Below are 20,113 nucleotides of genomic sequence, written 5' to 3' on the forward strand. Positions count from 1 at the left end.
AGGAGAGATGAGCGCCTGGCCTCTGGAAAGTTAAAGGAGAGGAGGCAAGATCTTTCCCTCCCTGCCTGAGCCAACCCTTACAGTCAACGGACCCACTGAAGAAACTAAAGGTTTTACAAAGTCTCAGTCTGTGAGGGAGTGCCTTCTGATAAATCTCTCTTCGCCTCTGCTTCAGCCGAAACTTCAAATCCCCAAAACCGTAAAGCGTCAGGGCCGATCTGGCCTAACACCTGCTCAAAGCGGGGAAGGTCAACGCGGCTGCGCAAAACCTCAACCACACGTGCAGGCGTCTTATCATCCGCAAAGTTGTGATGTGCCCTGAGAGCTTTCACCTCAGCAGCCCAATCGTGTTCAGCGCCAAAGTCCGCAGTGTAGTCGCTGCTGCTCCAGCCTGACGTGAAAATCGCCCGAAGAACCGCTGGCAGCGTATCTGCAAAGGACAGCACCTGCTCAGCGTCCAGTCTCCGGCGGAACACCAGCAAAACAGCCTGTACGCTTGTGTAGGTCTGATTGCGAGTGGTCAGGCCAAGCGCGTCCTGAGCATCAGCAAGGAAAGATTCGTACTGCTGAGAGGCCAGCTGATACTCCTGAGGCATAGGCATGAAGGTAACTCCGAAAATACGGGTGATCGCTCTATGTACGACCTTAGCTCAGGTTTTCGCGCTGCAAAAGTGACTGATTTTCAGCTGGCTCTTAAATCGATTTAACTTAGGTAATCTACGTATATGTACTATAACTGCGAGTAAAGGTGAGGTCAGTGCTAGAAAGTTTGTGGTCAAGAATAATAAAATAAATAATTACACTAAGTTGTGCGGTGCGAAATGAAATGATGAAGAAATATCGCTTCTGACCATGAGTAAATTTCACATTAGTCAAATTATAAATTCATATTGACATAGGTCAAAATGCTATCTACGCTTTAAATGTCATTGAAGTGGAGGCACTATGACTTTCGGCTTGATATTATTCATTTGCGTATTCTTAGCGATCTTTGGGATGGTTGTGATTTCAGAGTTTTCTTCACGGAATAAAACTGCAGATCGCATGATCGCGGGTTTAGACGCAGATCTCAGCAAAGAATAACTCGGACAGAGATTCAGTCGAAGTGTGAGGCGCTGACTTTAAAGGACGGTTTGAAGTCGGCATCACCTCATAACGATAAGGCGGCTAGAGCTAGGGTATAGGGGGACTCTAGCTCTGCCGCCTTCTTCGTTTTCAGGCAACCCGCAGATTCGAGCAGGAGTTGCCGTAGTCTCAATTTGCCGTAATCATCAGCCGCTCAGAATGTAAAGGTGCACCGGCTGAGCCAAATATCAGGCCGCCATATCCTGCAGCACCAACCTTCGGCAAACTCTCCGTCTCCAGGGCAGAAACATGCTGAATTTCCAGCACCGTATAAGGCCGCTGATAGGTCCAGGTCCGGTTCTCAACTCCGGTGAGATCAGGGTTTGGAGGCTGTTCAGTCGTGAAGGCGTAAAAGTAGAGCGTGAAACCAAAAGGCTCGACGGGCTGAACAGAGAGCGGCGTCATACCCCAACTGAGAATATCGGGCTCAATTGCCGTAATGTCGCCAGTGCGCAAGGTCACAAGGCTGAGATGCGGACCTCCACCTAGTCGGCTCTCATCAAACTCCAGATCAGGCCGGTCGTCTTCAAACCAATGGTCAATCAGCTCAACCACAAAACCTTCCGGATCTGTGAGTTTGGCAAGGTACCCAACATCCCGAAACTGCTGCGGCCCTGTAACATAGACACCGCGCGCCTGAAGCTGGGTACAAGCCAGCTCGATATTGGGAACTGAGAGTGCGATTTTCCAATAAAGATCGGTAGCTTGTGGCGTGTAAGGCGCCTCCGCCTTGATGAACAGAAGTGTCGTCTCTTCCGCACAATATCCGACCCGCCCGTCACCCTGATCGGACATACCCAGGACATCGCAATAAAATCGCTTTTGAGCCGCCACATCACGGACGCGCAAACGAAGAGTATCAAGCTTTGTCATAACGGGCTGTCCTTTATCAGGGCACAAGGCAAATACGCGTGTTTATTGAGCGATCTCGAAGTGGTCCTCGCGCAGCAAGGCTCGGCCATCCGGCTGCAAAACCCAAAGCTCATTGGTGATGACGCCATGGGCGTTGTTCATCTTCCAGTTGGCTGCAACGCGGGCAGAGGTCTGATCCAGAACAGTGGTGACGGTACTGCTGTAAACCACATCATCAAATCCCTTGGAGATGATGTCTGTCCAAAAGCCCTCAATCGCTTTGCGTCCTTTAAACGTGCCAAATGGCTTCACAACCATCACGGCATCATCCTCATAAAACGCTGCAGCACCTGCTGCATCACCTGCGTTGAAGGCATCACGCCAGGCACGGCTTGCAGTGGCAACAGCGGTGTTGAGCTTGTATTCACTTTCAGCCAGTTTTCCTGCTTCGTCAGCGATGGCTTGTCCGCTCAATCCAACCGCGACAGTAGCAGCAAGAGCGATAGATTTAATGAAAGTCATCACGTGATCTCCGTTCAGATGCGATGTTGATGACTGTCTTTTGCCGCACTTGCATTGTTTGAAAAACAATCTATTTCTGAAATCACTATTCATATGAAGAGAACAATCATGCTCTCAACGCTCCCGCTCTCCTTCGTCACAATTGTCGAGACCGGCTCAATCACACGCGCAGCCGATGAGCTGAACATCGCCAAATCCGCCGTTAGCCAAAATCTGAAACGGCTGGAAGAACAGCTGGATGTAAAACTCGCCATCCGCACCACGCGCCACCTCTCTCTGACCCCGGCAGGGGAGCGCTACTACCAGCGCTGCAAGGAAATCCTCGCGCTCTCACGGCAGGCGGAAACCGAGATGGAGAGTTTCGGAGCGGTCCCGTCTGGCCCGATCACCATCACAGCCCCCCACGCTTTCATCACGCCCGTCATCGCACCGGCCCTGGCAGTTGTGAAAGATAAGTTCCCGAACCTTCAGCCTTCAGTAATAGCGGAGGACAAGCGCCTCAATCTGATCACGGAGGGGATTGATGTTGCGATCAGTGTCGGCCAACTGCCAGACAGCACGCTTCAGGCGCGCCGCATAGGGACCCTGCGCGATATTCTGTGTGCCGCGCCAACTGTTATGGAAAAGGTGCCTGCCGTTGATGATCCGCTCTACTGGCAATGGGTGCAATCCCTGCCGTACATCGCTCATACACGAGAGCCTGCTGTGGTGCGGCATCGCCTCCCGGTTCAGGAAAGTTCAGAGAGCATTGAGGTGAGCTTCAGATCTGCCGTCAAAGCCAACACCATTGAAGCCATCGCAGCTTTTGCTCGAAATGGCCTGGGCGTTGCGCTCCTGCCAGATATCGCGATTGCGCAGGACCTGAAGACTGGAACCCTCCAGCCTTTACGTACTCTGTCAGAGCCAGAACCAACACCAATTTATGCCGTGCACAGCTATGATACTTTGCCACCCAAATCGGTGCAGGAGACAATCACGGCAATTCAGCAAGCCTTGGCGAAAGCACTGCAATAAGGCAGGTCTCGCCTGATCTCCATCTCTGATAAAACACACAACATGCTCTGAAATCAGAATGTTTCCGAGAATGAACTCATGAAACCTTCTCTTAAAAGCGAGCGGTATATTTTACCTTCTGACTTTACCTATACGTTAATATGTGGTCCTATGCGGCTATCGTAAGTTGAAAAGATACCGCTATGAAGCAACTGGAAGAAATGATGGCTGAAAGTGAGCAGCGCGTGGAAACAATCACAATTCCCAGCGAGGGGGCCACACTGATTGGCAAAGCCTACTGGCCAGTGGGTGACCCAAAATCCTCAGTCATTATTCACGGCGCAACCGGTGTGCCGCAGTTGTTTTATGCCAAGTTTGCCCGCTGGGTCGCAGAGCAGGGCCATCTCTGCCTCACCTATGACTATCGCGACTTTGGTGCCTCTAAACAGATACATCCACGCAACTCTTCCGCCACGATGTCTGATTGGGGCCTGTATGATCAGCAAGCTGCCTTTGATGCGCTGCTGCAACTGGCTGATACACCCAGCACTCACGTGATTGGTCACTCTCTTGGCGGCTTCATGTTGCCATTCCATCGAAACCTGGACATGGTCGATAAGGTCACCACAGTTGCCTGCGGTCAGGTTTATTGGCGTGACCACCATATGCCATATTTCCTGACTGTTGTTGCCTTCTGGTATTTGCTAGGGCCAGCTGTCACACGTATGAAAGGTTATTTGCCCGGTAAGGCACTTGGGATCGGCGCAGATATCCCTGCTGGTGTTTACTGGCAATGGCGTAAATGGTGCACTTCTCCAACCTTCTTCAAGGATGATATCGGTAGTGCTTTACCTTCCATGAACCCGAAGCCCTTCACTGGCCCGATCAAAATCATGTCGTTCACCGATGATGATCTTGCCCCCAATGCCTCAGTTGAACGCCTTCCGCCTCTCTACAAAGATGCGCAGGTCACGCGACAAATCCTTAATCCGGCAGACTTCGAGCTCAAGGAAGTTGGGCATCTGAAGGCCTTCGCCAAGCAAAACGCGGTCTTGTGGCCTGAGATTCTGGATATTTCTTGAGGCAGGCCGCTCCACTAACAAAGGGCAAATGAAAAAGACCAGAGCTGACGAGAGCACCTAACCACGCATTAGCGCCAATCTGCTTTACTGGCGAAAAAGTGGGTAGTCCCATGCTTCTTCGACTGATCAAAGTTCTGGTCTCCTTGGCGTTCGGCGGTTTTGCTGCTCTGGTCTGCTTCAACAATTATCAGGATGCACCGGCCAATCTGGCGTATATTGAAAGCGTCATTTCCATGGTGGACACGTTCCCAACCAGCCCCAAGTTCCGGGCTGTGTTTCCTCTGGAAACCGCACCCACCTTCCTCACCATTATTCTGGCCATAGAAGGCTTCATTGCTCTCCTGCTGGTTCTGGGAAGCTTGCGCATGCTGGCCAGCATTCATCGGCCAGCGGCCTCATTCAATCGCTCTAAATCCACCGTCTCCTTCGGCTTTTGCATCGCCATTCTGCTTTGGTTTGGCATCTTTGTAACAGGAGCAGGAGAGTGGTTCCTCGCATGGCAATCTCCACTCGGGAGAGGGGCTATAGACACCTCCTACAACATCAGCATCATCGCGTTTTTGGTGCTGATCTTCGTGAACCAGAAAGAGGAAGACCACGGCTGAGACGAAAGGAAAACCCTGAGATCCACCCAATTAGATGTAACCTAAGACTATCCATCTGAGGCATTTGAAGGACTGCTTTTGCCTAGGAATTGTTCCACGTTTGAAACATCGACCACTTGTGGTGACGGGGAACAGAGATGGATATCAGGTTTGGGAGGAATGTGTTTTCAGGTCAACCAGCCGCTTCAAACAGGAAGTCGCATAAATCCATACCTGCGCGCTTTCTTGATGATGACTACTTGATTGGCCTTGGCCTGGCCCTGCAGAAGAAAAGGCGGGGCGAGTATCTGACAGGAAGTGGCAATACCGTCCAACGCTATATCGCCAACCAACCGCAACGGGTGACGCTCCAATACACCAACAAATCCTTCTATTTCTCCTCCATTTGTGATGGCGCCATCGTGGTGTTTGATTATCTGCGGCATAATGAAAGCATGGCACACTTCAACGAGTACGCCCATGTCGGCAAGCGCTTCGCCACGATCAAGAAACCGCAGATTTGCGAAGTCCACCGCGTCGCTGAAGAAACCAATGCCGCCAACGCCATAGACCTGCTCCTCGCCGACTACCCCGGCAACCTCACCATGCTGCACCCACTCAAGACCAACAAATGGTTCAACAAAGACCGCATAGATTGGTACGCCCGCCAAGGCGGCCGCCACTACCGCATAGAAACCTCAAACCTCGGCTCAAGCCTCTATCAATGGAAGGACAACCAAATCCTCCTGCGCTTAACCCCCGAGCAGATCTTGGTGCATTCGCAGGTTCGCCTACAGCGTAATGGTGAAGAGAACTAGCTAACGGCTTCTTATGCAAACTTGCTCTCGTTCTTTTTATAGAGCCGTGGTGATTAGCTTTAGTAAAGTATATGCTCAGGCTTTGAGCGAGAAACTTCGAATATTCAAGAGGCTAAGGTTGATCTATTTATTATGGCTCATTCCAATTGGTATCGTGGCTGCTGTTGTCTACGATCTACGGCGTTCACGAAAACGCCACCAACCTTACTCTCCCAATCGTGAGGATCCTGATGATCTGGGAGGCATCTATGGTGCTGAGCTGTCCTACTGACACGGTGACTTCCAGCAAAGGCAGAAGCAGGAATATCTTGATTGGCTGCGTGATATGAATAAGAAGTGCTGGAAACGAGAGGATAAGGAAGCAGGTATCAAGCCGAAAGAGAAATGGGAATAAAACCAGAAAAAACGGCGAATTAGGCCGCTTTCTGTTCTTTTAGAAGAAGCTAACACTTTAATATTTCTTCGTAATAGAAGTTAAAGTAACAATCCACGGGTCGTTGGCTCATATGATAATCTTGCCCCTGCAAAATGATGCTTCGTACTCTCTTAAGGTCGGCATCCTTTGTTCTTCTTCGTACATGCCTTATTTCGTGTCAGTTTTGCAGTATAGCCAACCTCTTTCATGGCAGTTTCGATAGAGACATAAACTTTGCTTGGCAATGTTTGGGGAAGCTTGTTTGTACGCTTAAGGCGCAATAGGTCTCCCTCTCTAATTTCATTGAGGCCACCTATGTAACGAAGAGCAACATGACAATTCCAATTCTTATCAATTTTGGGAATTGTTGAGTTCTTGTTGCTAGGTATGTAGTTGAAACAGATTTCTGCATTGCGTCCAGTTTGGATGACCTGCCAACGTCCCTGTATTACATGAGTTTTTTCAGGATAAACAAGGTAACTACGGCCATTTTCTCCGAGATACTCAAGTAAAGTTCCGTATTTTTTACTCCATGATTGAGTGGTCGTGCCGGATAGGGTGTCTTTATAGGCGTATACTTCCATTGTTTTCTTGGAAGTTGCAATGCGTTTATCAAAGCATTCTTTTGATCCGTCGCAAGTGCTTTGACATCCTGAAATTAATATTAGGAGAGAAAAAAGTATAAATAAATGTCGCATTACACAACAGCCTTTTACAACTATAAATTGAACGTATTGCTATGTGTAGCATAGGTAATTTGTAGTAACACGTGCTTTTTTATTAAAAAGAGTGTGAGCTCAATGACAACGGGCGAATAAAAAAGCGACCCTTAAGGCCGCTTTCTACGTCTCACGTTTTCAGTGCCAAGCCTCAGGACTTCTTCACGAATTCCGTCAGAATAACAATACGTTGGTCGTTGACGCGGCCTTCGATGTGTTCTGCATTATCCTGCACCAGAGTAATGTTCCGCACCGCTGTGCCGCGCTTGGCAGTGAAGCCAGCGCCTTTGACCTTGAGGTCTTTAACCAGCGTCACGGTGTCGCCAGCGGAAAGCACAGCGCCATGCGTATCCTTGTGCACGATGGAGTCTTCATCCTCTGCCGCTGGCATACCGGACTGAGCCCACTCAAGCGTTTCCTCATCCAGATACAGCGTATCCAGTAGGTCTCGTGCCCACGCTTCACCGGAAAGGCGGCCAAGCAGGCGCCATGCGCTCACCTGAACCGCTGGCTCAGTGTTCCATGCGCTCTCATTCAGGCAGCGCAAATGGTTCACATCCAGCTCAGCTTCACTCTCCAACTGCGCAGAGCAGGTGCCGCAAACCAGAATGGATTTTTCTGCACTGCCATCGCTATCCGGACCAACTGCGACTGCAGCAAGATCCTCTGTTGCACCGCAAAGCTCGCATTTATCGTCTGCGCGGCTGCGCAGGTCATTCTCAAGAGACATGGCTAAAGGCCTTTAGATCGTTGTTTCACGAAAAAGGCGACCAGAGGCCGCCTTAAAATTCTTTGCCGTAAAGTTGGCTTGCCGCAAAGCTCACCTGTCCTGAGGTTTTGCTTGCCCGCTCGACGGTGCTTTGCACCTTACCCTCGCGTGCCTTCGAAACTCGCAATGATTCACTGGATCATTACGTCGAGCCTACTGGCCCGACCGTTCCTTTTGCTCGCCAGCTCGCCGCAGAAAAGCTGCTTACTCGCGCGCGGCCTTCGCACCTTCAAACGACTCACTGGATCGTTTGATCTTGTTAAAACAAGACCGGTGCTCAGTCATCCATCTTCAGCGCTTGAATGAACGCTTCCTGAGGGATCTCAACCTTACCGAACTGGCGCATCTTCTTCTTACCCGCCTTCTGCTTGTCCAGCAGCTTGCGTTTACGGGAAGCATCACCGCCATAACATTTCGCGGTCACATCCTTACGCAGGGCAGAAAGGGTCTCGCGCGCAATCACGCGGCCACCAAGCGCTGCCTGAATAGGGATTTTGAACATGTGCCGAGGGATCAGCTCCTTCAGAACCTCACACATCGCACGACCGCGTTTATCTGCCTGTGACCGGTGCACCAGCACAGAGAGCGCATCAACCGGTTCGTCGTTCACGAGAATAGACATCCTGGCCAAATCACCAGCACGGTATTCGCTGATTGTGTAATCAAACGAAGCATAGCCTTTGGAGATGGACTTCAGACGGTCGTAGAAATCGAAAACCACTTCGTTGAGCGGCAAGTCATAAGTGACCATTGCACGAGACCCAACGTAGGAAAGGTCAACCTGCACACCACGGCGATCCTGACACAGCTTCAAGATGGCACCGAGGTACTCATCCGGCGTCATGATGTTCGCGCGGATCCAGGGCTCACGGATCTCTTTGATCTTCACAACATCCGGCATATCAGCAGGGTTGTGCATCTCAAACTGAGAACCGTCTGTCATCTCCATCTCATAAACAACAGATGGCGCTGTTGCGATCAGATCAAGGTTGAACTCACGGGACAGGCGTTCCTGAATAATCTCAAGGTGCAGCAGACCAAGGAAACCACAGCGGAAACCAAAGCCAAGTGCAGCCGATGTTTCCATCTCATAAGAGAAGGATGCATCATTGAGGCGCAGCTTGCCCATAGCAGAGCGTAGGTCTTCAAAGTCGTTGGCATCCACCGGGAAGAGACCACAGAACACAACAGGCTGAGCAGGCTTAAAGCCCGGCAGTGCTTCTGTGCAGCCCTTTTTATCCGTAGTGATGGTGTCACCCACACGAGTATCAGCAACTTCCTTGATGGAAGCTGTCAGAACACCAATTTCACCCGGTCCAAGGCGGTCCGTTGCAACGAAGGCTGGGGTCATCACACCAACGCGGTCAACTGGATAAACAGCGCCCGTGCCCATCATCTTGATGGAGTCGCCTTTTTTCAGTTCACCGTCGATGATGCGAACCAGAACCATCACACCAAGATACGTATCGTACCAGCTGTCCACCAACATAGCCTTCAACGGGCCACCCGGATTGCCTTTTGGTGCAGGAAGCTGTTTGACGATTGCTTCCAAAACATCAGGAATACCAAGCCCGGTCTTCGCTGAAATCATCACGGAGTCAGACGTATCAAGGCCGATCACATCTTCGATCTGCTCTTTGATGCGATCCGGCTCAGCAGCAGGCAGGTCAACCTTGTTGAGAACGGTCACGATATCGTGGTCGTTGTCGATCGCCTGATAGACGTTCGCAAGCGTCTGCGCTTCCACACCTTGGGAGGCATCAACCACCAGCAGGGAGCCTTCCACCGCAGCAAGGGAGCGAGAAACTTCATAGGCAAAGTCCACGTGACCTGGGGTATCAATCAGGTTCAGCGTGTACTCTTCACCGTTATCGGCCTTATAGATCAGGCGAACGGTTTGAGCCTTAATGGTAATGCCGCGCTCCTTCTCGATATCCATGGAATCGAGAACCTGCTCCGTCATCTCACGATCAGTGAGAGTGCCGGTAGACTGGATGAGGCGATCGGCCAGGGTGGACTTACCGTGGTCGATGTGCGCGACAATCGAGAAATTGCGAATATTGGACAAAGTTTTGGTCGTCATGGGCGCTCAATTACCACTGCTTTGCTCTATGGCAAAGCACATAATAAGCGCCCACGCGCTTTTTTGCCGTTTTCCAGCCAATAAAGTGAATAGCAATTGGCTTTCTCTCAGATTTTCGCTGCTATCTGGCTAAAAGTGATACTCAAAGCCAAGACCAAACAAATGAGCTGACATATCGGTCGACGCGTTGCCAGAGCCGGAGATATTGTCCGTTGTGCTCAGTGAGAAATCCGCGGTCTGGAAGAACCCGTATTCGAGTGTTGCTCCAAGTTTGGGGTTAATCGCTATGGTTACACCCCCGCGAGCCAACAGGGCCCCTACCGTCGACTGACTGCCTTTGATTGTGAACTGATCCCCGTTAATTGTGCCATTGATCGTCCCGATGACAGGAAATGCAGCCCCAATGCTGATCCCGGCAAACGGAATGACTTTTTTGGTGAGGGGAGAAAGGGGAGCAGAAAGAATAACGCCGCCCATCACATAGGCGGCGGCCACAGTTCCACTTCCGCCGTCCACCCCGGAAAGGTTAGAAACGCTATTGCTGATGTAACCGGTATCCAGCTGCAGTTTGACAAAGTCCCCTGCCGTTACACCGCCAAAAGCGGCGGCATTCCAGCCGATATTGTATTCGAAAAATTTTGTCCGCCCAGTCCCGGGTGTATAAAAATCACCGTCAGGTGCATAAGAAACAAAGGCCTTTGCACCTGCATAAGGTTTGAGTGGAAACATGCCCATCGCCGCCTTTTCAGCCGCTGCTGCAGCTGCTTCTTGCGCAGCCGCCGCCAAATCCGCAGCATAGGAACGGGCAGAGAGTGCTCCTGTCGCCAATAACGCAGAAACTAACATGATCACAGTAGAGGAAAACTTTCCCATTGCGCACTATCTCCTGAAGTCCTGAAAGGGAGATTCGCGCAAATAGACAAGTCTTACCAAATAATTAATGATGTAATTCACAGAACATGTAAAATATAGGCATCAATTACAATGATATAACTTGTCTGGTATCTATAAAGTCTGATGATATTACCAGTAGTCGCTACGCGCAAAACAAGGCGGCAACCTGCCGCCTCTGTCAATAGTGAAAATTAGCGAAGTTCTTACATATGTTACCCACTAAAAATCATAGCGAAGACCAACGCCAATGAGGTGAGAACTTAGATCTGACTCCAGTGTGTTTTCTACAGAAACGCCGCTTTGGGTTGTTTTTTGCTTGATGTCAAAATCGGCCGTTTGGAAGTAAGTATAATCTGCAAAAAGGTGAGTATTTTCATACGCCTCATAAGAAAGGCCGCCAGTGAGTTTCTATGCAAAAACATATTGATCTTCGATCTCGATTTGCCGTGTCTGACCCAAGAGCGCATTTGAGAGGATTGTTTTATCCATATCTGGCTTTGCAATGCCAATACCACCTCCCGCGAAGGCCGTCAGCTGATCTGTAAGAGCAAAATCAGCAAGTATGTTTGCCATAGTATATCTGGCAAAGATTTTTCCTCTTGAGCTGTAATCGATTGGAATGGTGTCACTGCTCATATCTTTGACCGAGTTGACAAGATATCCTAGTTCACCTTCAAGACGAAGATACTCATTCAACCTATATCCAAGGCTAGTGCTTGCCGACCATTCGCTTTTATAGTCAAAATCATAGCTATCAGTTGGCACACCTCCGATTGGATCAAAGGTGCTACGAAGTGAAAATGCCTTTGCGCCTTTGAGCGAGATATACATGCCACCATCTTGAGCGTGTACGGTGGATGCTCCGGCAATTATTAATCCAACGCCTGCAATAAGGGTGGAAACACACAGAACCTGTTTCACTTCGAATACTCCAGATATGAAAGTGTAAGCAGGGTGATGTTCAAGGAGTAAGACAATTGCTGCTCAGTAAGAAGTTTACTTTCTGTTAAGTAATGCTTATCCGTAGGTGCAGTAATTAATTGATAACCTTAAAATAAACCATTGAAATTTGACGTAATGATCAAAAACTATGGTTAAATTTACGTAAAATAATCTGATAATTAGTAAATTTCACTTATCTGATGTCCGGTCGGTTTTAACTCAAGACTCCAGACTATCCTGCAATAAACTCAAGTGTTTGCGTGCGGTGTGTTCTTGAGGCCTATCGCAAAATATGACAATCCTGCTGAAAGTTAAGGCGTATCTATCAAAACTACGCAAAAAGTAGATTTCCGGGGCAACACGCATACCTTCACTCTGGCGTTATTTGCCCTGGGTGTTTTAAAGGGGCTTCCATGAAACTGCGTCATGCAACCAAATCTGATCTTCCCGTCATCCTGGGAATTCACAATGATGCAGTCAAAACTCTAGCTGCCATCTGGACCGATTCATTAGAGACTTTGGAAGATCGCAAGACCTGGTTTGAAAGCCGGATTGCTGGCGGATATCCGATCATCGTAGCTGAAGACGACAACGGTGATGTGCTGGGTTACGGCAGCTATGGCCCGTTCCGTGAGAAGTCTGGATATAACAAAACCATGGAACACTCAGTTTATGTAACGCCGCAATCTCGTGGAAAAGGGGCCGGATCTGTGCTGCTCGAGAAACTGGTTGAACTTGCAAAACAAGACCAGCGTCACGTCTTAATCGGTGCCATCGACAGCGACAACAAAGGCTCAATCCGCCTACACGAACGCTACGGCTTCAAAGTCAGCGGAGAGCTCCCACAAGTCGGCTTCAAATTCGGCCGCTGGCTGAACCTGACCCTGATGACGCTCATCCTGAACAACGACAAAGCCCCAGCTGCCTGCATGCATGATTGAGGAAAAAGGGAGCGATAGCGCTCCCCGATATATATGTCCAATCATAGAAGAATGAGTGGCGAATATCTTTAGGGCCACGTGAAGTAGAAGGCCAGATTTTTGGCAACTTGCACATAGTACGCGTTGTGGCCTGTTCTCTTATCAATTGAGCGACCTTCGTCATTTACATAGGTGAGATCTGCGAACAGGCTATCAGCACTCGCATACTCTCCAACGTGAGTAATCGAAGACATTCCTACGACATACTCTCCATCAGGATTGAGATAGACGATGTAATCAGATTTTGTCTCAAACCCATAATCCGCCATATCTTCCATCTGGAGCGTGCCGTCTTGCATAGCTTTTTTTATCTCGATTGCAATGGGATCGCCGGTCTTTGCACTGGCATTGATTGCGCTCATAACCTCGCGGAAAACAACTTCACTATTCGGATCTGTCCAATCTTTGGATATATCAAAGAATTTCTGAATAGCCTTAGCCTTGCGGGCTTGTTGTGAAAGGTATAACTGTATGACGTTGTTCATTGCGTCAAGTTCGAGCCCAACAAGGACTTCAAAGATTTTGCTTATGGCTTTCTTCGCAGGATCATTGCTGTTTTCAGCCGCAGTCTTCGCACCCTGGCTTGCGTTCCGCAGCTCATTGTCTGGCGTAAAGCGAACAATGTCTTGAAGCAAGCCAATCGCAACTTCATCCTGCGTCATAACTGGAGCAGGATCATTGTTCCCAGCAAAATTAGTAAATGAAAAGGATAAGCGAACGCCACTAACATCCATAATGAATACCTCTACAGAATATCGGTAAATTGCTATTGAAATCAGCGCGTACACTGAAACAGCAGACATCATATCTGTAGGTAGCAAAGTCTAGCTCTTACATGAGCTGAGAAATAAGTAAACGTGTTTGCATTTTGAGTCAAATACTTGAATTTATTTGATTTTACTACAATTTTAATGTTGTAAGTGTGTTGGGTGTATTTTAGCAGGTCGGGCGCTGTTTACGTATTCATAAAGAGCTTACTATGGATGATCATAATTCATCTATGTCATGATGCGTTGATTATGAATACTCTGTCAGTTGGCTGACACGAAGAATACCGATTTCTGCCGACACTGCTTGTCTAAAAAGTGCAAATCTGTTCTGAGCAACCACTCATCTCATAAGATGGTGGAGTAAAAGAACTCAGTAGTTTGCTTGCAAACGTGCGGGGGATTCTCAACGGCCATGAATATGGTTTTTCTACCTCAACCTCTTCCGAAAGGCATGGATTGAACACCAGCACAAGAAAGCAGTCACCGAAGAACAAACCGGAGGTTGTTCGATCAGCTACATCATCATGTGCGTGCCAACCTTACTCTGTTCTCAAAACCGTCGCGCAGCTGTTAGGCAGGTCAGCAACAGCAAGCGGAGGCTTTGGCTTGCGTGGTTTTGGTTTTTCACCCGGTTTCGGCTTTTTAGGAACCCAGGGAGCATCAGAAAGCCAATAGGTCAGCTCTTTGCCGCAGCCATCACCAGCAGGTGGCACGGCCTGATTTTTACACTTTGTGCTGCCGTCTGGGCAGGCCATCCGTACGTGGAAGTGATAGTGGTGTCCCCACCAGGGCCGTACTTTACGCAGCCAGTCGCGATCGCCAGTCTCGAACTCACATAGCGCTTTTTTGATCGTCGGATTCACAAATATGCGAGCCACACCATCGTCCTGGGCAGCGCGGCGGATCAGCTTTGCATGGGCATCCGTCCAGCGCTTCGGGTTGACACGGCGGTCCGCCCCCGGTTTGCTCAGGTTGCCATTCAGCATGGAAATTGCGCTCTCTGACTCGCGCTGCTTGGCGCTGAAGCGTGTGTCTGGCATTTGTCTCAGCCAGATATCAGCATCCAATCCAATCTGATGAGAAGCATGACCCGTCAACATCGGGCCACCACGCGGCTGCGAAAGGTCGCCAACCAGCAGGCCATTCCAGCCCAGATCAGGCGCATCAGCAGCCAGACGCTTTAGAAAGTCAATGAGAACAGGATGCCCCCAATTGCGGTTACGAGACAGGCGCATGACCTGCCAGTTCTCACCGTCTTTTGGGATGGAAACAGCTCCTGCGACACAGCCTCTTGCATAGCTGCCAAAGGAGAGAGGCTTTGTTTTGGCAGGCGTTTTCTTGTGTCCGAAGTGATACTTGGCGGCGCCTGGAAATTCGGGCTGCTTTTTCAGCGCCTCGCGGTAATCCTCAGCAGAGAGAGGAGGCTTTGTGTCAGGAAGAGGCACAGCATGAGCGCCCGCAGAAAGCAGGCTCACGACAATTCCACCAGCCATTAAGGCAATCGTGCGCTGATGACCTCTCAACCCAAACATGTTTCCTCCGACGTACCCACGGCTCTAACGTGAATCACTTTCACTATTCATCCTAGTGGTTGTAGCAGGGGCGGAAGGATTGTGAAGCCTAAAAGCCGGGGCCATCCTGCCTTTCTTCCATGATGTCGGCCAGTTTGTCCAGCTCATCTCCGTGGCCGGAAAGGAGGTCATCTGCAATGCGGTTGAGCTGAAGCACTTCGCCCGGACGCACGCTATAAATGTCGCTGCCAAAGTGTGGAAGATCAGCGTTGAGGCGAATGTACTCAATCCCCGGCATGTCTTTAAACAGCACGTCAGCATACTGTCCCGTGGAGGCCGTTTGCCCATGCATGTAGCTGGAGAGCAGGGGCGTACCTTCTTCTGGAGAAAGCCATCCACTGGTGCCCCAGTTCACTGCCTGATTAAAGCTATGCTTCTCTTCAACCGGATTACCTGAGCCAAGCGAGAGAATAATGATGTCTTTAGGCGCCCATCCATGACGACGCGCCTCTGCATAGGCTGCAAGTACTGGGTCATTCAGGAAGCCGGCAGCGTCAATCATGATTTCTTCATCGCCAGTTGTCAGGTTCTCAACGCGGGCTGGTTCAAACCACGATGGGGAGGAGGTCGTTGCCCGCACAGCCTGCCAGAAATAATAATCATCCCGCCCGGTTGTGTTGTTGCTCATGGAAACAACACGGCGGTTTTTCAGGTCATACGCAGTCAGCAGAATAGCCGTCATACTGCAGGAAAGTGCACTCCAGCCAATATGCTGCTTGATAGCTTGCTCAATGGGCCGTTCCTGAATGCCCTTATTGAACTGCCCGAAAGTATGGTAGAGGCGCCGAGGCAGCCAGTGCCTGCGGTTGTTCATGTAAAGCTCACGGGCTTCGATCTCAAAAAACTCTTGCAGCTCGCTGAGCGTCATCGCTGGCTGGCCGGATTTGTCACGGTCTGGGTTCGGTGCTGTCAGCCCAGCAGCAATCAGGCCACCACTGGATGTTCCGCAGATCAAATCAAAGTATCGGCAAAGAGGAGCGGATTTTCCGCGCTCATATAATTTGGTCTCAAGGCCGCGCAGCAGTCGAATTGGAATAAGGCCGCGCGCTCCGCCACCGTCAATGGAAAGGATAATGCGTTTTCTTTTTTTCATAGACAAACCCGATACAGTGATCTTGTGTTTTAATTTGCTCTTATACGTATCGAGTTTGTCCAAAAATGAGGTGAAGAGATGGCACCTGTACCCGCAGAAATACAAGCACTTGCAATTGCAGTGAATTAAGGGTTAAGCCGCTTCACTCACAAGGGTGAGGGAGGCTGCAACCTTCGCAATTCTGCCACCAAGTGCTTTAGCTGTGTCCTTATCGGCTGTTGGCGGAACAACCTCCGGCCCTTCATCTGCATTGGCCTGTGCCATAACACCCAGCGTGCTGCCCAAACGGTTGAGGTCTTCCTCAGAGCCTTTGCTGCTGTTGTTGCCGGGCATAAGATCCAGCCCAACCCAAATCATGCCATGCTGCGCAGCAAACACGCTCAGCTGTGTCAGTGTGCCAAGTTTATCGCCGCTGCGAGAAGCGGAAACCGTAAACGCTCCAGCGACTTTGTTCACCCAACCGCGCTCCATCCAAACTTTGGAACTGGCATCCATAAAGGCTTTGAACGGTGCACTCGCACTGCCCATATATGTCGGCGAACCAAAGATAAGGGCATCAGCCGCGGCCAGCTTGTCCCAGTTCAAATCATCCAATGTGGCAACAGACATCAGTTCAGCATCCGCACCCACATCCAAGGCACCCTGAAGCACGGCTTCCGCCAGCACCTGAGTGTGGCCATACCCACTATGATAAACGACGATGACCTTGCTCTGCACGCTCATTGCAACTTCCTTTTCCTGCACTGTGAGATCGACAGCCCCTGTCTATTCGGCTAAGTATCATTCGTCTAATGCATGTAAGGTATAATCATTATGCGTCAGGTGAATTTACGCAGTGTAGACCTGAACCTCCTCGTCGTTTTGGAGAAGCTGCTGGAAACGCGGCATGTATCTGTTGCTGCCACACAATTGCACATGAGCCAGCCTGCAGTGAGCCGTGCCTTGCAGCGTCTCCGCGATGCCCTGCAAGATCCCTTGTTGGTGCGCATTGCCGGAGATTATGAGTTGACGGAAAGAGCTATAGAGATCCAAAGGCTGCTCCCGTCCGCTCTGGCAACTATCAAGGATGTGATCGCTAAACCGGAGTTTGACCCCACAACTGCAGAAGAAACCATTCGTTTCTCTGGGCCGGAGTTGGAGTTGAATCTGTATGGCCCTCCACTTCTACGACGGATGAAGCGTGAAGCACCCGGCATGAAATTGGAGATGAAGAGCGACATCCGCAATCAGTTCGAACCGCTGGAAAATGGAAAAGCCCACTTCGTCTTGTCAGGCCAAACCCCAACCACAGCAACAAGCCAGCTTCACTGCTTTTCGCTGGGCCGCTTCAGCTACGTGTGTTTGATGAGCAGGAACCATCCACTTGCAGGCAAGCCCGTCTCATTGGAGGATTACCTCAGTCAGGACCATATCTCGGTCATGATCACCGGGGCGGGGCACAGCATAATTGATGAGAAACTGGCAGTGCTGGGCCACAAAAGAAACGTCGCTGTAAAAATCGGCAGTTTCTTCGCCGCCATGCATTTCTGTGGCCAATCCGACATGCTCTTTTTGGTGCCCTCCATTTTTGACACCCAAATCTACAACGGCCACAACACCGTTCCCTCTCCAGTGCCCGACTTCCTCAAGGACCACCACCAGGAATTCTTCCTCTACTGGCACGAGCGCTACCACCACGACCCAATGATCAAATGGACCCGCGACCTGATGAAAGAAACTACGAAGCAATACCGGTAGCTAAAGTGACGATGTATGCCACGCACTTAAAAACTGCTTGAGAACCTGACAGCAAGATCGCCACTAAGCTGGTCCTGATAACGGGCCGAAAAGACCTTCCCCATGACCTCAACGCGGCTTTGCTCAGTCATATTATAGGCTGCACTTGCTTCGGCAACAAAACGAGCTCTGTTCTTTGAACGATCTGCACCAACAGAAAAATGTGCCAGACCGGGGATATTGGTAGAAGCTGATACCTCAACGTCATCTACAAAGAAGTCCACTTCCCCCTGCAAACCAAAACCGAGTTCCAGTTGCTCGAAAACAGAAAACCGGGAGCGGAGGCCAAAGACACCAGCAGCTGCACTTGTCGAGTTACCGTGAATATAGGCGATGGTGTCCAGCTCTGTTTGCTCGTCATATCCAGCTTGATAGGTGTTCTCCCAATATGCGCCGATATAGGGGGAGATCATGAAATTCTCTGAGAGTTGATGATCTACAATAAGTCGCGCACCCACAGTCCTGCTGCTGAAATGAGTGGAGCCCCTTCCTACCTGTACATCAGTGAAATCTTGCCCACGTGTGACATCTGCATCGCTATAAAGCCATGCCCCATCAAGGCGGGCACGAACAGGCGTATCCTTAGGACCGAGAGGTAACGAACCAATCAAATACTCGGCGAATGCACCGACGCCAATACCGTAGTTCAAGTCCAACGTTGAACCAGTATTCCCTTCTCCATAGGTCCCAACACTTGCACCGAGTTTGAAAGCATCGCTGATGTTGACTGCACCAGTTAAACTACCACCAAAAGCATTGGTCCCCTGAAACAAACTAGTTGCGCCAGCCCGAACACCCAAACAGGCATTGCGGCCCTGCGAAATGTGGCACTCTTCCTCCCTAAGCTTCCTCGCTAAATGACTATTCAGATCCGCGGCATTCGCAAATTCATTTGCGACCTCAATGGCAGAAGCTTGCACGTTAGTGAGATCTTGAATAGCTGTGCGATAAATGAAGGCGCTGTACGTGGTTCCATCATATGAGTAGCCGGTAATCGTTGAACCGTCAGCGCTAATGTCAATCGCATGAGTAGCAACAGCCCCTGTCAGTTGGCCGAGATCTTTCATTTCTCCATTTTGCCATCGAAATGCGCGTGTTCTGGCAGCTCCGATTGAGTTGCCGACAACAACACCGCTGCTATCACTTATCCCCAAAGCATAGGAGTAGGAATCTCCGCGAAGAGTCCCCAAACTTTCAACTTTGCCATTGACCCATCTCGTGGCATTGGGAGTGCTACGGTCTCCAGAATGCCCTACGATGATCCGTCCATCAGCACTTACATCTTTTGCATCAGCCTCAACATCCCCTGTGAGAGGATTGAGTTCTTCCATCAGGCCATTTTGCCATCGAAACGCTCCGGAGATCTGGTTTCCTTTATTTAAAGTGCCGACGACTACGGTTCCATCGGCATTTACATTTTCTGCTGCTGCTTCACTAGCGCCCCCAGTCGTACCTAGGTCTTGCATGCTGCCATTTTGCCAAAGAAATGCGCGTGTGAGGCCGCTGGAATTATCTGCGTTGCCCACCACAATCTCTCCAGATGCATTGGTCGCGGTTGCAAATGCCTCGTTTCCTCCAGGAAGGTGCCCAAGGTCCTGTAAGTGACCTCCCTCCCAACGGAATGCATGTACCACACTCGAATTTGAATATTTTATAGAGTTGCCAATAACAACTTGCCCATTAGCGCTGACCCCTGTCGCAAATGAGCTCGAATATCCTGGAAGATTGCCAAGAAGGACAGTGGGGGACTGAGTTGTATTCCAGACAGCTGCGCTAGAGGCCCCTGCCAGGCCCTGTACGCCAACGACTATTGTCCCATCTGCATTGATAGCGTTAGCAAGAGAGAGAGTTACAGAAGGGTCTTGTGGGTGAGGTAGAGAAGTGACCACCTCCAAAGGTGGCCATTGAAGCTGGCTTTGTGCAAGGCTCGTTGTGATGGTAAAAGGTGACCAAAGTAAAGTAAGCGCCAAACCTGCTAGATGAAATTCTGACGAGAAAGGTGAAAAGTGCATGAGCAATAAGAGTCCGAAAAAGCGAGGCTGAATCTTGGCCGCTAATCATCCAAAAGTACCGAGATAGAGAGCACTGCAAATATTTGTTTCATTCACTGATGAGCATAAATTGA

General features: G+C 50.0%; 20 protein-coding genes. 7 read left to right on the forward strand and 13 right to left on the reverse strand.

Annotated elements, in window-relative coordinates:
- Positions 1–113 precede the first annotated feature (113 nt).
- The 3 genes from PsAD13_RS05245 to PsAD13_RS05255 all read right to left on the reverse strand — a co-directional run bounded on the left by PsAD13_RS05245 (position 114) and on the right by PsAD13_RS05255 (position 2,499).
- Positions 114–602 carry a DUF2267 domain-containing protein gene (locus PsAD13_RS05245; RefSeq protein WP_063317485.1) on the reverse strand — a complete coding sequence of 163 codons (489 nt, stop codon included), beginning with the start codon at positions 600–602 and terminating at the stop codon, positions 114–116.
- 652 nt (positions 603–1,254) lie between these two features.
- Positions 1,255–1,998, reverse strand: a complete 744-nt coding sequence (locus tag PsAD13_RS05250; RefSeq protein WP_063317486.1) for a VOC family protein — start codon at positions 1,996–1,998, stop codon at positions 1,255–1,257.
- 42 nt (positions 1,999–2,040) lie between these two features.
- Positions 2,041–2,499 (reverse strand): nuclear transport factor 2 family protein, encoded by a 459-nt coding sequence (locus tag PsAD13_RS05255; protein ID WP_193777028.1) that lies wholly within the window; start codon positions 2,497–2,499, stop codon positions 2,041–2,043.
- A gap of 108 nt (positions 2,500–2,607) precedes the next feature.
- Between PsAD13_RS05255 and PsAD13_RS05260 the strand changes: the two genes are divergently transcribed.
- The 5 genes from PsAD13_RS05260 to PsAD13_RS28035 all read left to right on the forward strand — a co-directional run bounded on the left by PsAD13_RS05260 (position 2,608) and on the right by PsAD13_RS28035 (position 6,247).
- On the forward strand, positions 2,608–3,513 hold the full coding sequence (locus PsAD13_RS05260) for a LysR family transcriptional regulator (protein ID WP_063317487.1): 906 nt from the start codon (positions 2,608–2,610) through the stop codon (positions 3,511–3,513).
- A 182-nt stretch (positions 3,514–3,695) separates the two neighbouring features.
- The gene (locus PsAD13_RS05265) at positions 3,696–4,574 is read left to right on the forward strand and encodes an alpha/beta fold hydrolase (RefSeq protein WP_063317488.1); all 879 of its coding nucleotides are present in this window, start codon (positions 3,696–3,698) and stop codon (positions 4,572–4,574) included.
- Positions 4,575–4,684: 110 nt separating this feature from the next.
- Complete coding sequence (locus PsAD13_RS05270; RefSeq protein ID WP_063317489.1) at positions 4,685–5,179, forward strand: DUF2165 domain-containing protein; 495 nt, start codon at positions 4,685–4,687, stop codon at positions 5,177–5,179.
- A gap of 137 nt (positions 5,180–5,316) precedes the next feature.
- Entirely contained in the window at positions 5,317–5,976 is a 660-nt protein-coding gene (locus PsAD13_RS05275; RefSeq protein WP_063317490.1) for a hypothetical protein, read from the forward strand.
- A 118-nt stretch (positions 5,977–6,094) separates the two neighbouring features.
- Positions 6,095–6,247 carry a hypothetical protein gene (locus PsAD13_RS28035; RefSeq protein ID WP_208986447.1) on the forward strand — a complete coding sequence of 51 codons (153 nt, stop codon included), beginning with the start codon at positions 6,095–6,097 and terminating at the stop codon, positions 6,245–6,247.
- Between the two features lie 275 nt (positions 6,248–6,522).
- Here the strand turns inward: PsAD13_RS28035 and PsAD13_RS05285 are convergent, their stop codons facing one another.
- The 5 genes from PsAD13_RS05285 to PsAD13_RS05305 form a co-directional block, all read right to left on the reverse strand.
- A complete protein-coding gene (locus tag PsAD13_RS05285) occupies positions 6,523–6,975 on the reverse strand; it encodes a hypothetical protein (RefSeq protein WP_063317491.1) in 453 nt (150 codons plus the stop codon).
- A 286-nt stretch (positions 6,976–7,261) separates the two neighbouring features.
- Positions 7,262–7,840 carry an alkylphosphonate utilization protein gene (locus PsAD13_RS28270; RefSeq protein ID WP_063286714.1) on the reverse strand — a complete coding sequence of 193 codons (579 nt, stop codon included), beginning with the start codon at positions 7,838–7,840 and terminating at the stop codon, positions 7,262–7,264.
- Positions 7,841–8,156: 316 nt separating this feature from the next.
- Entirely contained in the window at positions 8,157–9,962 is a 1,806-nt protein-coding gene (lepA, locus tag PsAD13_RS05295) for a translation elongation factor 4 (RefSeq protein ID WP_063317492.1), read from the reverse strand.
- A 129-nt stretch (positions 9,963–10,091) separates the two neighbouring features.
- Positions 10,092–10,835: a hypothetical protein gene (locus PsAD13_RS05300; protein WP_057464232.1), complete on the reverse strand. Its 744-nt coding sequence runs from the start codon at positions 10,833–10,835 to the stop codon at positions 10,092–10,094.
- 429 nt (positions 10,836–11,264) lie between these two features.
- Positions 11,265–11,777, reverse strand: coding sequence for an outer membrane beta-barrel protein (locus PsAD13_RS05305; RefSeq protein WP_193777029.1), 513 nt, complete (start codon positions 11,775–11,777; stop codon positions 11,265–11,267).
- Between the two features lie 434 nt (positions 11,778–12,211).
- Between PsAD13_RS05305 and PsAD13_RS05310 the strand changes: the two genes are divergently transcribed.
- Positions 12,212–12,739, forward strand: coding sequence for a GNAT family N-acetyltransferase (locus tag PsAD13_RS05310; protein ID WP_063317494.1), 528 nt, complete (start codon positions 12,212–12,214; stop codon positions 12,737–12,739).
- A gap of 68 nt (positions 12,740–12,807) precedes the next feature.
- On the opposite strand, the gene PsAD13_RS05315 is transcribed toward PsAD13_RS05310, so the two are convergent.
- From PsAD13_RS05315 to PsAD13_RS05330, 4 genes are all read right to left on the reverse strand, one after another.
- On the reverse strand, positions 12,808–13,512 hold the full coding sequence (locus PsAD13_RS05315) for a hypothetical protein (protein ID WP_063317495.1): 705 nt from the start codon (positions 13,510–13,512) through the stop codon (positions 12,808–12,810).
- Between the two features lie 575 nt (positions 13,513–14,087).
- On the reverse strand, positions 14,088–15,080 hold the full coding sequence (mepA, locus tag PsAD13_RS05320) for a penicillin-insensitive murein endopeptidase (RefSeq protein WP_063317496.1): 993 nt from the start codon (positions 15,078–15,080) through the stop codon (positions 14,088–14,090).
- Positions 15,081–15,168: 88 nt separating this feature from the next.
- Positions 15,169–16,212, reverse strand: coding sequence for a patatin-like phospholipase family protein (locus PsAD13_RS05325; RefSeq protein WP_063291314.1), 1,044 nt, complete (start codon positions 16,210–16,212; stop codon positions 15,169–15,171).
- A gap of 132 nt (positions 16,213–16,344) precedes the next feature.
- Positions 16,345–16,935, reverse strand: a complete 591-nt coding sequence (locus PsAD13_RS05330; protein WP_063291424.1) for a flavodoxin family protein — start codon at positions 16,933–16,935, stop codon at positions 16,345–16,347.
- Positions 16,936–17,025: 90 nt separating this feature from the next.
- Here PsAD13_RS05330 and PsAD13_RS05335 point away from each other — a divergent pair, with 90 nt between their 5' ends.
- Positions 17,026–17,949: a LysR family transcriptional regulator gene (locus tag PsAD13_RS05335; protein ID WP_063291315.1), complete on the forward strand. Its 924-nt coding sequence runs from the start codon at positions 17,026–17,028 to the stop codon at positions 17,947–17,949.
- A gap of 26 nt (positions 17,950–17,975) precedes the next feature.
- Here PsAD13_RS05335 and PsAD13_RS05340 read toward each other — a convergent pair whose 3' ends face one another.
- On the reverse strand, positions 17,976–20,000 hold the full coding sequence (locus PsAD13_RS05340; protein WP_084404647.1) for a hypothetical protein: 2,025 nt from the start codon (positions 19,998–20,000) through the stop codon (positions 17,976–17,978).
- Positions 20,001–20,113 lie beyond the last annotated feature (113 nt).

It is taken from the genome of Pseudovibrio sp. Ad13 (genome assembly GCF_001623225.1).
In the GTDB taxonomy this organism is placed as follows: domain Bacteria; phylum Pseudomonadota; class Alphaproteobacteria; order Rhizobiales; family Stappiaceae; genus Pseudovibrio.

Bases quoted from the DNA above. Each gene is read 5' to 3' on its own strand.
- PsAD13_RS05250 (WP_063317486.1), bottom strand. From the start codon at position 1,998: ATGACAAAGCTTGATACTCTTCGTTTGCGCGTCCGTGATGTGGCGGCT.
- PsAD13_RS05325 (WP_063291314.1), bottom strand. From the start codon at position 16,212: ATGAAAAAAAGAAAACGCATTATCCTTTCCATTGACGGTGGCGGAGCG.
- PsAD13_RS05315 (WP_063317495.1), bottom strand. From the start codon at position 13,512: ATGGATGTTAGTGGCGTTCGCTTATCCTTTTCATTTACTAATTTTGCT.
- PsAD13_RS05340 (WP_084404647.1), bottom strand. From the start codon at position 20,000: ATGCACTTTTCACCTTTCTCGTCAGAATTTCATCTAGCAGGTTTGGCG.
- PsAD13_RS05270 (WP_063317489.1), top strand. From the start codon at position 4,685: ATGCTTCTTCGACTGATCAAAGTTCTGGTCTCCTTGGCGTTCGGCGGT.
- PsAD13_RS05330 (WP_063291424.1), bottom strand. From the start codon at position 16,935: ATGAGCGTGCAGAGCAAGGTCATCGTCGTTTATCATAGTGGGTATGGC.
- PsAD13_RS05285 (WP_063317491.1), bottom strand. From the start codon at position 6,975: ATGGAAGTATACGCCTATAAAGACACCCTATCCGGCACGACCACTCAA.
- PsAD13_RS05245 (WP_063317485.1), bottom strand. From the start codon at position 602: ATGCCTATGCCTCAGGAGTATCAGCTGGCCTCTCAGCAGTACGAATCT.
- PsAD13_RS28270 (WP_063286714.1), bottom strand. From the start codon at position 7,840: ATGTCTCTTGAGAATGACCTGCGCAGCCGCGCAGACGATAAATGCGAG.
- mepA (WP_063317496.1), bottom strand. From the start codon at position 15,080: ATGTTTGGGTTGAGAGGTCATCAGCGCACGATTGCCTTAATGGCTGGT.
- PsAD13_RS05275 (WP_063317490.1), top strand. From the start codon at position 5,317: ATGGATATCAGGTTTGGGAGGAATGTGTTTTCAGGTCAACCAGCCGCT.
- PsAD13_RS05260 (WP_063317487.1), top strand. From the start codon at position 2,608: ATGCTCTCAACGCTCCCGCTCTCCTTCGTCACAATTGTCGAGACCGGC.
- PsAD13_RS05310 (WP_063317494.1), top strand. From the start codon at position 12,212: ATGAAACTGCGTCATGCAACCAAATCTGATCTTCCCGTCATCCTGGGA.
- PsAD13_RS05335 (WP_063291315.1), top strand. From the start codon at position 17,026: ATGCGTCAGGTGAATTTACGCAGTGTAGACCTGAACCTCCTCGTCGTT.
- PsAD13_RS05300 (WP_057464232.1), bottom strand. From the start codon at position 10,835: ATGGGAAAGTTTTCCTCTACTGTGATCATGTTAGTTTCTGCGTTATTG.
- PsAD13_RS05255 (WP_193777028.1), bottom strand. From the start codon at position 2,499: ATGACTTTCATTAAATCTATCGCTCTTGCTGCTACTGTCGCGGTTGGA.
- lepA (WP_063317492.1), bottom strand. From the start codon at position 9,962: ATGACGACCAAAACTTTGTCCAATATTCGCAATTTCTCGATTGTCGCG.
- PsAD13_RS05265 (WP_063317488.1), top strand. From the start codon at position 3,696: ATGAAGCAACTGGAAGAAATGATGGCTGAAAGTGAGCAGCGCGTGGAA.